Here is a 13,590-nt window from a genome sequence, read left to right on the forward strand (position 1 = left end):
TGGACAGGGCGGTCTGCACGGTGGGGTTCTCCTGTGGCAGCACGACCAGCCCCCCCCCCCCCCCGCCCCCCCCCCCCCTCCCCCCCCCCCCCCCCCCCCCCCCCCCCCCCCCACGCTCCTTGTGGTGCGGCGGCCCACCGTCCCGCTGGTCGAGGTCCGTTTCCACTGGGCCGACGACGACCAGTCCCTCGACGCGGCGGTGGAGCGGTCCGCCGCCCAGCACGTCTTGCTCGGACAGGCTCGCCGGGCCTTGGACGCCGCCGGTGTCGGCGTCCACCGGCTGTCGGGGAAGTGGCGTTACAGCGGCTTGCACCTGACCCTGCGCCTGTTCGCCGCCGACATCGCCCGCGCGGTGCCGGCCCTGGCCCGCCTCCGACCTGCCGCGCCGGGCGACTCGCGTCACGCCGCGTTCCGGGAGCAGTCCCGGCGGGCGGCCACTGCGCGCGAGGTCGCGGACGCGGCCTTCTGCGCGGCGTTCCTGCCCGGCTCGGCGGGTGCGTGGTCGCCGGCGGAGCTGGCTGCCGGCTCCGCCGCGGTCGCCGATCGCGCCGTGGGCGACCGACTGGAGAAGCTGCTGTTGTCGGGAGAGTTGGCGATCGTCCTCGTGGGCGACGTGGACCCGCACGCCGAGTTCGACCTGCCCGCCCATCCCCGCCGCCGGTTCGCAGACGCCGTGGTCGCCCCCTCTCCCGACCTGCTGCGGCTCCCAGGTGGACCTGGCGCGGACATCCGGCTGGGGCTGCCGATCCCCGGCTCGCACGACCCGGAGCACTGGGGCGCACTCGTGGTGAACGTCGACTTCGGCCACCCGGTGCGTTCGCGGCTGACCCGTGCGTTGCGCGACACCGGTCTGAGCTACCACGCCGACAGCGTGGTGTTCCGCAGAGGCGGCCGCACGACGCTCATGATCGTTGCGAGCGGCGCGGCCGGTTCCGCGGATCGACTGGTCGAGGCCGTCGTGGCGACCGTGGCCGACGTCCACCGCGAGCCCCCGGTGCAACTGGGGCTCGCCGCCGAGCGGGGCGCCGCGTCGATCCTGCGCGCGGCGGCGTCGCAGGCGAAGGCGGCGGACGCGCTCCTCGACGACCTCGTCGAGCGCCACGCGCACCCCGACCCCAGGCTGCAGGCCGACCTGCTGCGCGGCAGCGGCCCGGCACACGCACCCGCTGCGCTGCGGCTGTTCCACCCTGACCGGATTTTCGGTGTAGTCCTGAGCGGATGAGCCGGGAGCGAAAGGAACCTCCGATGCGGGACGGCTTCTACCTGTCGACCTACCTCAACCCGGTGGGCCTGCACAGCCTCTTCGACATGGTCTTCCGGCACGATGGCAACGTGTCGCTGTGGCACAAGTCCGGATCGCGGGTGCGCCTGGAACACGTGTGGGAGTTGGAGCGCATCAGCGGCGAGAAGCAGCACCGCACCCCGTTTCGGACCCTGGACGACCTCCGGGTCTTCCTGGCTTCCCTGCTGGCGGCGCACGGCCTGAGCTTCGACGACGTGGTCGAGGTCTGGGGCACGCCGGGGATCGCGACCACCGACGACTACCACCTCGTCACGGAGCACCCCGACCTCGCCTACCACGCCCTGTCGCACCTCTACAGCGCCGTGCTGATGGACAGCGACCTGTTCTTCGGCGGCACCATCGTCGGTCTCGCGATGGATCGCGGCCCGGACCGGGTGCTCGACGGTCGGGTCAAGGACCGGTGGTTCGCCGGGTGCGTCGTCGAGCGGGGTGACGTGAGCTTCTTCCCCGTGGAGTCGCCAGGTCCGCTCTACGGCATCGCCAAAGACCGCCTGGGAATGCGCGAGGGCACGCTCATGGCGCTGGCCACCTCGACCAAGGCCACCGGGTTCGCCGATCGGCAGCGGATCGTGGACGAGTTCGACTTCTCCGGCCCCCGGTCCATGAAGGACATGCCCGTGGCCCTCGACATCATCGTCGACTCGGTGCGCGGCACCCTGTCGCCCGACCCGCGCTTCACCGAGCGGGAGAGCCTCGTCAGCGCCGTGATGAAAGAGGTCCAGGCGATCTCAGTGATGATCGTGGAGCGCAACCTGGACCGCGTGCTCGACGAGTTCGGCATCGACCCGCGGCGCAGCCACCTCGCGCTGTCCGGCGGCTTTGCCCTCAACTGCCCGACGAACAGCCACCTCATGCGCGAGTACGGCTTCGCCGGACTGCTGGCGCCGCCGCACGTCAGCGACGGGGGGCAGTCGGTCGGCATCGCGCTCGGCGCGTTCCACAAGAAGCTGGCGGGGCGGTTCGACTTCCACTTCCCCAGCGCTTACCTGGGCAGGGCGGACGACGACCTCGACGCCGCGCTGGATGAGTTCGGGGGTTTCATCGGCACCGTCGACGCCCTCGACCTCGACACCGCCGTGGACGACCTGATCCGGCACCCCGTCGTGTGGTTCGACGGCAGGTCGGAGATCGGGCCCCGCGCGCTGGGCAACCGCAGCCTGCTGGCCGACCCGACCTCTGCGGAGGCCAAGGACCGGCTCAACGAGATCAAGCAGCGGGAGTGGTGGCGGCCGGTCGCCCCGGTCGTGCTGGAGGAGTTCGCCGGAGACTGGTTCGAGGACTGCGCGCGGTCGCCGTACATGCTGGAGACGTTCACCGTGCGCGGTGACGTCGTGGACCGCGTTCCCGCGATCGCCCACCTCGACCGCTCCTCGCGCGTGCAGACCCTGCGCGTCGACCAGCAGCCCCGCCTCCACGCCCTGATCACGGCCTTCCACGCCCGGACGGGGGTGCCGATCCTGTGCAACACGTCGTTGAACGACAAGGGCGAGCCGATCGTGGACACGCTCGCCGAGGCGGTGAACTTCTGTCTCCGCAAGCGCATCCCGGTCGCCTACCTCAACGGGCTGCGAGTGACCTTCACCCGCGCCGACGAGTTCCCCGAGACCGGCCCGCGGGCGCGAACCCGGGAGCCGTTCCTGCCGATGACCGCGGCCCAGCGGGACGAGGTGCGAGCGGCCCTGAACCCGCACGGCGTGCCGGACCTGCACCTCTACATCGCCCTGCACAATCCGGCCAGCATCGTCCTGCACGACGTGCGGACACCCGAGGGTGCCGCGGCGATGCGGGCCGACGTGGAACGGATGATGCTCGCCAACCCCGAACTGCGCCGTGCCGCCGAGGAAAGGCTGTCGGGCCTGTTCCCCGGATGACCAGCGGACCGTGCCCGGGCCGGAGCCGTGTGCGACGCCGCGACGGGCGATGACGGGCGATGACGGGCGTGGTGCCGCGGGGGCGAACCGGGCGGCGGTACCTGTCGTGGTCGTAGCCGCGGTCGGCGTGGAGCCGGCGCGGGCGCCGCCTCGGCTTGCCGACCACGCTGCGGATCGGCGGGATCGCGCCGATCCGCAGGACGGTTGTCGTCAGGTCAAGTGAGACAGGTTGTGTCTACGGGGCTGGTGGTGGGTGATCGACGGGTTGGGTGGTCCAGGCCACCTCGGGCAGTGCGGGTCGGCATGGTCACCGCGGGAGGGCCGGGGCTGCTTGTCGGATGGCGAGGACGCGGTCATGAGGATCTCCGATCCCGCCCTCGATCATGAACCCACCCTCACACCAGGTGTCTCACGCGAGTCTGACCAAGAGGGCATGGCCGCCATCGCACGATGCCGAGCAACGGACCACCTCGCGCAACGACTGCACACCCGGCATCCTCACCAACGCCCGGCGCTCCGGACCCTCCGGGTCGACCGGGTCACCGGCCTCGGGCAGCCACACCTGCACACCGTGACGCCGGAACAACGCGAGCAGCCACTCCAACCGGTCACCGGCGAAACCACGACCAGTGCCGCCAGCATCACAGAGGACCTGCGCGAGGTCGCACTCCGAGCCGGCGAAGCCCTTGAAGAGGTACATGCCGCGTGGGCGGGCGCCGCCACAGGGATCCCTGTCACGACCTCAGCGAAGGAACATCGAAGATCGACTTGTTGTCCCTTGACCGGCGGCGCTCCCCGGTGAAGTGGTACACCGCGAGGGAACGCGTAGTGGCGCTGGGATGTGCCGCCCGCCCGCACGATGATCGGTGGCGAAGCGGACGCGCCCGCACCGCCGATCGACGAAGGAGCACCGTCATGCGGCACCTCACCCGCCGTCTCGCCACCGCCGCGGCCGTCGCCGCGATGCTGACCGGGGTCGCGACCGTCGCGGCGCCTGCGGCCTCGGCCGCCGGTTCCGTCGCGGCGGAGGCCTCCTGCCGCTTCGACTACACGGCCGTCAACTTCACGGGTGGGTTCACCGCCGGGATCAAGGTGACGAACACCGGCTCGCAGCCGGTGAACGGCTGGTGGGTCGAGTTCGACCTGTCACCGGGCGCCCTCATCCAGACCACGTACGGCGGTAGGTTCGTGTCGTACAGCGGCCACATCCGGGTCAACGCCCCCGACTGGCTCCCGAGCCTGGCCCCCGGCCGGTACACCAACGTCGGGTTCAACGGCCGCAACACCGACCCGGCCGACGTCAGCGTCGCCAACGTCACCCTCAACGACCTCCCCTGCGTCACCGGCTGACCTCCACACCCGTCCACCCACTCGCGAATGGCGAAGAAGACCATGCAGGACCGCACGACCAGCGCCGCGGAACACATCGTCCCGGCCAACGGCATCGAGCTGTGCTACGAGACGTTCGGCGACGAGCGACAGCCCGTACTGCTGCTGATCATGGGCCTGGGGTTCCAGCTCGTGCACTGGTCCGACGAGTTCTGCCGGCAACTCGCCGAACGCGGCTTCCGCGTGGTCCGCTTCGACAACCGCGACGCCGGACGCTCGACACACCTGCCCCGAGCCGACTACACGTTGGACGACATGGCCGCCGACGCCATCGGGCTCCTCGACGCGCTCGGCGTCCGACGCGCCCATGTGGTCGGTGCGTCGATGGGCGGGATGATCGCCCAGGTCATGGCCGTGCGCCACCCGTCACGGGTGCTGAGCCTGGCGTCGCTCATGTCCACCACCGGCCGCCGCGGCAAGGGTCGCACTTCGCCGCGGCTGCTCCGCCACCTGTTCTCCCGGCGCGCCCGCACCGAGCAGCAGGCCATCGAGCGGCGCGTGCGGTTGTTCGACACCATCGGCTCGTCCGGCTTCGAGCAGGACGTCGACGAGATCAGGCGGGCGACCGCGCTCGCGTTCCGCCGCGACCCCGACCACCGCGGTGGCCGGCACCGGCAGTACAAGGCGGTGCGCGCGGCGGGGGATCGAACCGACCAGCTCGCGCGGGTCACGGCTCCGACGGTCGTGATCCACGGGACGGTGGACCGCATGTGCCACCACTCCGGCGGCGAGGCGACCGCGGCCGCGATCAGCGGCGCACGGCTCCTGCTCATCCCGGGCATGGGGCACGATTTCCCGCCCGGCGCATGGCCGACGATCGTCGACGCGATCGTCGAGAACGCCTACCGCGCCCGATAACCGGTCGAGGCGCCACCCCGGTCGTCGCGCGCCGGGGGGAGTAGAGCACGGCCGCGGCCCGGAGACGGCCCGTCCGTCGGTGAAGCACGCCCTCGTCCGGCGCCTGATCGTCCGATCAGGACAGTCCACTGCGATCGACAAGAGAGGAACACCACCATGGGAAAGCGAATGAGGAACCTGGGAGCCGCAGTGCTGGCCACCGCGGCAGTGGGCATGGGGGGCGCTGCCACCGCGTCGGCCCAGCCCGTGTCGGCCGAGGCCGTGCAGGCCGCGTTCGTCACGCCGTACTTCGGCATGAACTGCTCGACCTGGGTGAGCGGCAGCTTCGGCAACTACCGCGGCAACGCCAGCTGCACCGGCACCGGCCAGTGGTTCCTGCGGGTCGACTGCACAGCGGGGTTCACGTACGACAGCCCGAAGGCGCTCCAGATCGATCCTTGGACGACCAGCACGAGAAGCGCCGGCTCCTGCTACTGGGGCGTGAACTCGATGACGATCGTCGAGATCCCCTTCTGATCGGTCCGGTTCCGCACGAGGTCGGACCGCCCGCCGGGGCGGTCCGACCTCGCTCAGCACGAGTGGGACCCAGGCCCGGTCGACCGACCGCACACGAGAGGACGAGCGATGAGCGAGAACGAACTGCCACCGCCGGGCGACCCCGGCAAGAACCTCAGCCGCCGCCGGTTCCTGTACCTGGCCGGCGCGGGCGGCCTGGTGCTCGCGGTCGCGTCGGCGGGCGGCCCCACGGGTGACGACGACGCGACCGGTGACGTCGTGTTGGCCGCCGCCGCGACCCGGTCGCTGCACCTGCGCCGCCGGGAGGACTCGTTGAACCTGAGGGTCGACCTGTTCAACGCCGACGTGGTGCAGACCTCCGGCGGCGCCGAACTGCGCAAGGTCACCACGGGCAGCGCGTTCCTGGTGGTGCACTTCCCGCCGCAGGCGGTGCTGGAGCGGATGCTGACCGACCCGCTGCGCCTGACCGACATCCCGCTCGCCACCAGGGTCGCCGGCCGCAGCCGGCTGGCCTTCGACATCACCGCCGCGCTGCCGATGGCGGTCACGGTGGACGCGCTGCTGGCGTGGACCGGTTTCTTCCCGAGCCTGGCCCCGACCGCGACCAGGACCCAGACCGCGTCCGCGCTCGTCGCGCCGACCGACACGCAGACCGCCTTGGAGCTGCCGTGGCGGATCCTGTTGTCACCCAACGAGAACGAGGGCTGGCAGCACTCCGCCGCACCGGTCACCCGCAACGGGTGGACCGAGTTGTGGCACACCCGCCTGGGCGCCAAGACCGGGTCCGGTGCCGTCGACGACCACGCGACCGGCCGCACGGTTCGGGCCATCTGGCTCTCCGACCCGCAGATGGCCACATGGGTGCAGAACCCGACGTCGGTGCCCGAGACCGAGGACATCGCTCACGTGCTGACGCCGCGGCAGCGGTTCTCGATCGTCCGGCTGTCGGCCGACCCGACGCTGCGCACCAGCCTCGACCCGGCCCTGCCCAAGCCGATCGACGTGACGGAGCTGACGCTGAGCAGCCTGGGCGCGACCTTCGACGCCGAGGGCCGGTGGACCTACCCGCCCGCCGGCGGACTCGGGCTCAAGGGCTGGCAGCACCGCGCCACCCTGGGCCGCGACCACCTCGTGCGCACCGAGGACGCGGGCTTCCTGTTCCCCTACGGTCACCGCGCCTCGCTCGTCAACCTCGCCGAGCGCCGGTTCGGGCGTCGCCCCAACCCCGACGGCACCCCCGGCCCCTGGTACGCCTACGTGCACCGCAGCCAGCACATCGTGGTGCAGCAACCCGTGCGCGCCTACGCGGGCGACGACACGATGCCGCACGCCGGTCGTGAGCTGCCCTTCACCGCGATCCGAGTGGTCACCCGCACCACACCGCCGCTGAAGGCCACGCGCTCGGACTTCGTCACCGGGTCCACCACGACGGTCCGGTCGTTCGTGCCGCGGGCCGCCGCCGCGCCGGACACCCCGGTCACCTTCCACCTGCGCGGGACCGACCACGACGGCGTCGAGGTCGACTTCTCCGCGGCGGTGGTGTTCGTGCCCGAGAGCACGGTCACCGATACGAACGCCACCCGGCTGCTCACCGACCTCCGCAACGCCTACAACACCGGAAACTCCCCGGACCCCGCCGCCGGCGCCGTGCGCACCGCCGAGACCGGGGGCCGCACCATCGCCCTGGCGCAGCGCGGGCCGTACCCGGTGGGCAGCACCGCGGCCACCACCGACCAGCTCGTGTTCAACTCGGTGGCCGCCAACGGTTCGATGAGCACGCTGGTGGCCGCCGGCCGGGCGCCGTTCGTCCCCAGCCTGGAACTGGCCGCGCTGCGGCTGCCCGACGTCGCCGCGCTGACCGGAACCGCGACGGCGACGACGTCGTTCGTGTACGCCGCGGCCTACCTGGACGGCGGCATCGACCACGCCGGGAACAGGGGCGCGGTCTACCTGGCCACCCACCCGGCGATTCCGGTGCCGCCCGCATTGGAGTTCCCCGCCGCCTCGACCGGCGTCGCCACGCCCAACGGCGGCATCCGGGGGCGGTCGGCCAAGAACGGCACGATCACCGGCGACGTGACCCAGGCGGCCACGGAGTACTACGACCCGGCGAAGGTGTTCGCCGACCCCACCAAGGCCAAGGTGCTCGGCGGCCTCGCGATCAAGGACCTGCTGTCCACCCCGCTCGAGGGCGAGCAGAACGCGCTCGTCGTGCCGAAGCTCGGCCACCACTTCCGGGAGGACGTCGGCGTCCACGAGTGGACGCTGCTCTGGACGCCCCCGTTGCAGGAGGGGCCCAAGCAGCTGCCGGTCTTCGAACCGCTGTCGACCGCCCCGAACGCCAAGACGCTCAAGGTGCACGCCGTCTACACCGACCCCGTGCAGGACGGGGTCGAGTCCACCTACCGGGTCGACGGCGAGTTGCGCGACTTCGCCCTGAACCTGTTCGGCAAGAAGTCGTGGCAGGTCATCTCGGTGAAGTTCGACTACTTCCGGTTCAAGCACACCGGCGGCGCCAAACCCACCGTGGACTGCCGCATCCGCGAGGTCAGCTTCCACAACGCCTTCGAGTTCGTCGAGGAACTGGCCGAGCTGTGCTCGTTCCTGGGCGGCAAGGTGGAGATCACCGCGGGCACCTCGGGGGTCCAGGCCGGGCTGCGGTTCGGGCTGCCCACGGTGTCGCTCGGGATCTTCGAGCTCAAGGAACTGGCGGTGGCCGCCTCCGTCGCGATCCCGTTCGACGGCAGCTCGGTGCGAGTGGTCTTCGACCTCAACACCCGGGACCGGCCGTTCAACCTGCGCATCTCCTGGTTCGCCGGCGGCGGCTACGCGGGCATCGCGCTGGGCGCCGACGGCCTGGAACGGCTGGACGTCGGGTTCACCTTCGGCGCGGCGTTCGCGCTGGACGTCGGCATCGCCAGCGGCGGGGTCGAGGCCGTCGGCGGCATCTCCTACCTGCTGGAGAAGGTCAAGGTCGTGGAGAACGGCGCGGAGGTGGTCCGCTCGCAGGCCGGCCTCACCGCGTTCCTGCGGCTGCGCGGCGCCCTGGACTTCCTCGGCATCGTCAGCGTGTCGATCGAGTTCTACCTGGGCCTCACGTACCAGAAGAAGACCGACGGCAGCTCCGCGCTCGTCGGCGAGGCGAGCGTGAGCGTCTCGATCGAGACGTGGTTCTACAGCGAGACCTTCACCGTCCGGACCCGGCGCGAGCTGTCCAAGACCTCCGCGCCCGCCGCCGGGCGCGCGGCGGGCGGGGATCGCGCGGCCCTGGCCGCGGCGCCGGCAGTGCCCGCACACCCGTTCGGCGCGGCCTTCACCCAGCAGGACTGGGCAAGCTACTGCGCCGCCTTCGCACCCGTCGGAGCGTGATCATGAGCAAGCAGACCATCACCTGGACCGTGCTGCCCAACGGGGTCACCCCCGGCTTGGACCTGGTCCGCTTCTCCGTGCACGTCGCGCCGCGCCTGCTGCCGGAGCCCGCGCCGGGCACGCTGGAGGGGTTCCCGGACTGGCTCGACTGGCCGGCGCGGGTCTCACCGGCCGCGTTCCAGCTGGAGTTCCCCGACATCCTCGACCAGGCCGGCAGCCCGGTGCGCGCCACGGCCACACGGGTGTCCAAACCGGAGAGCCGGCGCTGGACGGCGCTGTTCACCCGGACCTCGCGCGTCGAAGGGCACGCGCAGACCAGGTTCACCCGCCGGCGGATCCGCTCCTACCCGACCCGCCACGTGCGCGACTTCGTCAACCAGCGCTACGGCAGGTTCGGTGCGCGGTCACCCGAGCGGTTCCCGACGCTGGACGAGCTGGCCGCGGCCGACGCGTTCGGCCCCGTGGGGTTCGAGTTCGACGGCAACGGGACCGAATCCGGCCTGGACCGCAAGCGGCGGCTGCGCAGCCAGCTGGAGCGCATGTTCAGCCCCGACTCGCAGGACCCGGCGCAGTGCGCGGTGCCGTTCCGGCCCGGTGACGCCACCACCGCCGACGGGATGGGGTTGACCTTCCTGCAAGCGGAGCGGTTCCACCGCAGAAGGGATCCGGTGGTCGGTGACCTGCCACCGCTGCCCGCTCCGAAGCTGGACTTCCACCAGGTGGTCGCGATGACCCGGGAGCACCACCACCTCCAGCGGTTGCTGGGGCTGGTGCTGGACTTCGAGTCGACCGACCCGGCCGTGCTGTCCCTGGTGCGCGGCAACGAGCAGGTCACCCGGGTGCGGGTGGTCACCGACCTGAACCCGTTGCTGGGCACGGGTTCGGCGGTGCACGTGCGGCCCACGATGCGGTGCCGGGTGGGCAAGGGCGCGCAGGGCCACGTGTTCACCGCGACCCCGCTGGACTCCGACAGCGACCTGCGCGACGGGCTGCTGAGGGTGGGCGACGCCGACCGGTTCGCCGTGGTGCAGGTCGACCCGGACAGCGCCGCGCTGGCCGTGCGCCAGTTCGCCGACACGGTGACCCGGATGCGCGTCGACCAGGGCGGACAGGTGCGCAAGCGCAGTGCGAGCACACCGGACGAGCAGGCGCTGCCGGCGCTGCGCACGGCCGGGTTCTCGGTGGGCAGGCTGTCCCGGGCCGTCCGGCTGGCCGGCCGGATCGAGCGCGGCCGGGCGCTCAACGACGCGGCGTTCGCCGGTCCGGACAAGATCACCGACAACATCGCGCTCAATGCCGACGACGTGGTGCGGGGCTACCGGTGGGACGTGCGCGACGAGAACGCCGGGCAGTGGTTCTCCCTGATGTGGCGCGACGGCACGTACGTGTTCGCGCGCACGGGTGAAGCGGTCCCGGTGCTGGAGGAGACGGCGGCGCAGACCGCGCCGACGACCTCCGGCGCCACCGGCGACGAGGACCTGTACATCCAGGAGTCGCTGGTGCACTGGGCGGGCTGGAGCCTCGCGGTCGGCCGCCCCGGCAAGGCGCTGACCGGCGACAACGGCCTGGCCGACGCCGAGGCGCCGCTCGACCCGGACTTCCCGTTCCGCACTCGGTTCGGCGCGCGCGCCCTGCCGCGACTGCGGTTCGGCCGGCGGTACCGGCTGCGGGCGCGGGTGGTGGACATCGCGGGCAACTCGCTGTCCACCGAGCAGGCCGACGCGGTCACCGACGCGGTGTCGAGCACCCCGGTGGAGACCTTCCGCCGGTTCGAGCCGGTGGCCGCGCCGGAGGTGCTGCTGCGCTCGGCACCCGGCGAGGGCGAGTCGCTGGAGGTGATGGTGCTGCGCGGCAACACCGGCACCGACACCGCCGTGGGCACCGTGGACCGCCACGTCCTGCCGCCCCGCACCACAGTGCAGGTCGCCGAGCAGCACGGGATGCTCGACCAGGGCACCACCGGCAGGCCGATGGACGCCGCCCGCTACGCCGAACTGGCCACGCGGGACGCCGCCGTGCTGGAGCAGCACGCCTCCGCGCGCGCCCTGCCCGCGCCCGCGGACCGGTACTGGTACTACGACACCGACCAGCTGCCCGTGCCGTACCTGCCCGAGCCGCTGGCCCGGCGGATCCTGGTCCGCGGCCTGCCCGGCAGCACCACGTCCACCACGATCACCGCGGTCGACCCGGCCACTTGGCCGGTCGCCAAGGGCTTCCGCATCCGGCTCCAGCAGGGCACGCCGGGCTGGACGTGGACCGAGTCCGCGCGCCTGCTGACCGTGCGGCTCATGCCCGGCGACAGCTACCAGCTCCAGCTCTCCGCCCAGTTCGACGCGGCCGACCTGAACCTGATGGCGTTGTGGCCGCTGATCCAGCAGGGCGCGGCCGACTGGAACGCCGCCCACCCGACCGACCAGGTGAACATCGACGCGGTCCGGGAGTCGGTGGTCGGCGGCCGGCACTGGATGTTCACCCCGTCCCGGACGCTGACCCTGGTGCACGCGGTGCGCAAGCCGCTGACCGTGCCGGACATCGCCGGGGTCACCGCCAAGCGGCCCAACGAGGGGCGGATCGGCTCCACGCACGCGCTGCTCGGGTCGTCCATGCGGGTCAGCCGCAAGAGCAGCGGCAGCGTGGAGTTCGCCGCGCGCTGGCGGATGCCGGTGGACGACGGCGTGTCCGACGAGGTCCCGACCCGCGACTTCCGGGCCGCACCGATCACCGTGGCGCTGGACCCGGTGCAGGGGGCGACGCCGGCCACCGAGGCGGTGCAGTTCCAGGCGCGGCACGAGTTCGGCGACACCAAGTACCGCCACGTGCGGTACGAGGTGCGGGCCGCGACCCGCTTCGGCGAGTTCTTCCAGGAGCGCCGGGAGGTCGCCTTCAGCGGCGATCAGCACGTGCTCGGCGTGCCGGTCGACCCGGCCCACCTGGTCGTGGTGGACAAGGCCACCGGCGACCAGTACCAGCCCGCCCCGCCGGGGAGCGATCCGCGGAATGCGCCGGGCGACTACGTGGTCACCGACGCGGCCACCGGTACCTTCCGCCGCACCGCGAACGGCGGGCTCACGTCGCCGCGCACGTTGGAGGTGTCGTTCGTCCGCCCGGACACCCGCAGCGCGGCCGCGGTGCTGGAGCAGGACATCTTCAGCTCGGCGCGCCCCGCCGCGCCGAAGATCCGCCAGGTCGTGCCGATCTTCCGCTGGGAGAACCCCGCGCCGGGGCAGAGCGTGCGGCGCGGCGGCGGGCTGCGGGTGTACCTGGAGCGGCCGTGGTGGTCCAGCGGCGACGGCGAGAAGCTGGCCGTGCTGCTGTGGCCGGACCCGGCGAGCGACGTGCCGGAACACCTGCGGGGCGCGGTGACCATGTGGGGCAACGACGCGACCCAGCACTCGGGTTCGGTGCCCGACGACGTGCTCGACACCTCGTTCCCGCTGGCCACCTACTTCGGCACCGGCATGACGGTCCCCGAGTTCCCGACCACCGGGCTGAAGGTCGCCGCGCACGACGTGGCCTTCGACGCGGAGCGCAAGCTGTGGTACTCCGACATCCGCATCACCCGGCAGGGTGAGACTGCGCTGGAGGGCTACTTCCCGTTCGTGCGGCTGGCCCTGGCCCGCTTCCAGCCGAAGTCGGTCGTCGACTGCCACCTGTCCTCGGTGGTGACGGCGGACTTCATGCAGGTCGCGCCCGACCGCACGGTCGTGGTGACCGGCAGCGGCCCCACCCGCACCGTCCAGGTGACCGGCCCCGGCGCGACGCTCACCCAGTCGGGCCACCTCAACGAGATCAGGGTGACCGTGGAGCGGCAGCTCGACGGCGTGACCGACCCGGTGCTGCGCTGGCAGCCGGCCGGGCTGTCCTACACCGCGGTGCTGGCCGACCCGACCACCGGCGGCGGTCAGCTGACCTGGTCGGGCACCGTGTCGCTGCCCACCGGCGCCGGTCCGCTGAGGCTGGCCGTCGAGGAGTTCGAGCAGCACCGCAACGGCAACAACGGCATCGCCGCCACCCGGCTGGTCCACACCGACACCGTCCCCCTGTCCTGAGAGGAGCGTGCCGTGCCGCTGGGAACGACGGAGATCCTGCTGATCCTGCTGGTGCTGGTGCTGCTGTTCGGCGCGAGCAGGCTGCCGAAGCTGGCGCGGTCGGTGTCCGACGCGCGCCGGGAACTGCGCCGAGGCGATGACGACGAGTCTTAATGACCCGTGTCAAGTGGCTGTGGGCGCTGGTGTGGCGGAACTTGTCGTTGTGAACGGCCGGTTGTCGCGCAACAGTGCCCAC

At 72.1% G+C, this 13,590-nt stretch carries 9 protein-coding genes and 1 pseudogene; 8 read left to right on the forward strand and 2 right to left on the reverse strand.

Going from position 1 to position 13,590, the window contains the following annotated elements; all coding sequences use genetic code 11:
- Positions 1-124: 124 nt before the first annotated feature.
- Both ACZ7GX_RS43180 and ACZ7GX_RS43185 read left to right on the forward strand, forming a co-directional pair.
- Positions 125-1,222, forward strand: a complete 1,098-nt coding sequence (locus ACZ7GX_RS43180) for an insulinase family protein (RefSeq protein ID WP_498786279.1) — start codon at positions 125-127, stop codon at positions 1,220-1,222.
- Positions 1,223-1,245: 23 nt separating this feature from the next.
- Positions 1,246-3,174, forward strand: a complete 1,929-nt coding sequence (locus ACZ7GX_RS43185; protein WP_498786281.1) for a carbamoyltransferase C-terminal domain-containing protein — start codon at positions 1,246-1,248, stop codon at positions 3,172-3,174.
- Here ACZ7GX_RS43185 and ACZ7GX_RS43190 read toward each other — a convergent pair.
- Both ACZ7GX_RS43190 and ACZ7GX_RS43195 read right to left on the reverse strand, forming a co-directional pair.
- Positions 3,175-3,361, reverse strand: a pseudogene (locus tag ACZ7GX_RS43190) (IS5/IS1182 family transposase); the annotation flags it as partial.
- Positions 3,362-3,583: 222 nt separating this feature from the next.
- Positions 3,584-3,874, reverse strand: coding sequence for a hypothetical protein (locus tag ACZ7GX_RS43195; protein ID WP_498786283.1), 291 nt, complete (start codon positions 3,872-3,874; stop codon positions 3,584-3,586).
- A 215-nt stretch (positions 3,875-4,089) separates the two neighbouring features.
- On the opposite strand from ACZ7GX_RS43195, the gene ACZ7GX_RS43200 reads away from it, so the two are divergent.
- From ACZ7GX_RS43200 to ACZ7GX_RS43225, 6 genes are all read left to right on the forward strand, one after another.
- Positions 4,090-4,524 (forward strand): cellulose binding domain-containing protein, encoded by a 435-nt coding sequence (locus ACZ7GX_RS43200; RefSeq protein ID WP_498786285.1) that lies wholly within the window; start codon positions 4,090-4,092, stop codon positions 4,522-4,524.
- 27 nt (positions 4,525-4,551) lie between these two features.
- The gene (locus ACZ7GX_RS43205; protein WP_498786286.1) at positions 4,552-5,421 is read left to right on the forward strand and encodes an alpha/beta fold hydrolase; all 870 of its coding nucleotides are present in this window, start codon (positions 4,552-4,554) and stop codon (positions 5,419-5,421) included.
- Between the two features lie 168 nt (positions 5,422-5,589).
- Positions 5,590-5,937 (forward strand): hypothetical protein, encoded by a 348-nt coding sequence (locus tag ACZ7GX_RS43210; protein ID WP_498786287.1) that lies wholly within the window; start codon positions 5,590-5,592, stop codon positions 5,935-5,937.
- A gap of 108 nt (positions 5,938-6,045) precedes the next feature.
- Complete coding sequence (locus tag ACZ7GX_RS43215; RefSeq protein WP_498786288.1) at positions 6,046-9,306, forward strand: hypothetical protein; 3,261 nt, start codon at positions 6,046-6,048, stop codon at positions 9,304-9,306.
- Between the two features lie 2 nt (positions 9,307-9,308).
- Entirely contained in the window at positions 9,309-13,355 is a 4,047-nt protein-coding gene (locus ACZ7GX_RS43220) for a hypothetical protein (RefSeq protein ID WP_498786289.1), read from the forward strand.
- Between the two features lie 12 nt (positions 13,356-13,367).
- A complete protein-coding gene (locus ACZ7GX_RS43225; protein WP_498786290.1) occupies positions 13,368-13,508 on the forward strand; it encodes a twin-arginine translocase TatA/TatE family subunit in 141 nt (46 codons plus the stop codon).
- Positions 13,509-13,590 lie beyond the last annotated feature (82 nt).

The organism is Actinosynnema sp. NPDC037264, from assembly GCF_055603705.1.

Bases quoted from the DNA above. Each gene is read 5' to 3' on its own strand.
- ACZ7GX_RS43185 (WP_498786281.1), top strand. From the start codon at position 1,246: ATGCGGGACGGCTTCTACCTGTCGACCTACCTCAACCCGGTGGGCCTG.
- ACZ7GX_RS43195 (WP_498786283.1), bottom strand. From the start codon at position 3,874: ATGTACCTCTTCAAGGGCTTCGCCGGCTCGGAGTGCGACCTCGCGCAG.
- ACZ7GX_RS43200 (WP_498786285.1), top strand. From the start codon at position 4,090: ATGCGGCACCTCACCCGCCGTCTCGCCACCGCCGCGGCCGTCGCCGCG.
- ACZ7GX_RS43205 (WP_498786286.1), top strand. From the start codon at position 4,552: ATGGCGAAGAAGACCATGCAGGACCGCACGACCAGCGCCGCGGAACAC.
- ACZ7GX_RS43210 (WP_498786287.1), top strand. From the start codon at position 5,590: ATGAGGAACCTGGGAGCCGCAGTGCTGGCCACCGCGGCAGTGGGCATG.
- ACZ7GX_RS43215 (WP_498786288.1), top strand. From the start codon at position 6,046: ATGAGCGAGAACGAACTGCCACCGCCGGGCGACCCCGGCAAGAACCTC.
- ACZ7GX_RS43220 (WP_498786289.1), top strand. From the start codon at position 9,309: ATGAGCAAGCAGACCATCACCTGGACCGTGCTGCCCAACGGGGTCACC.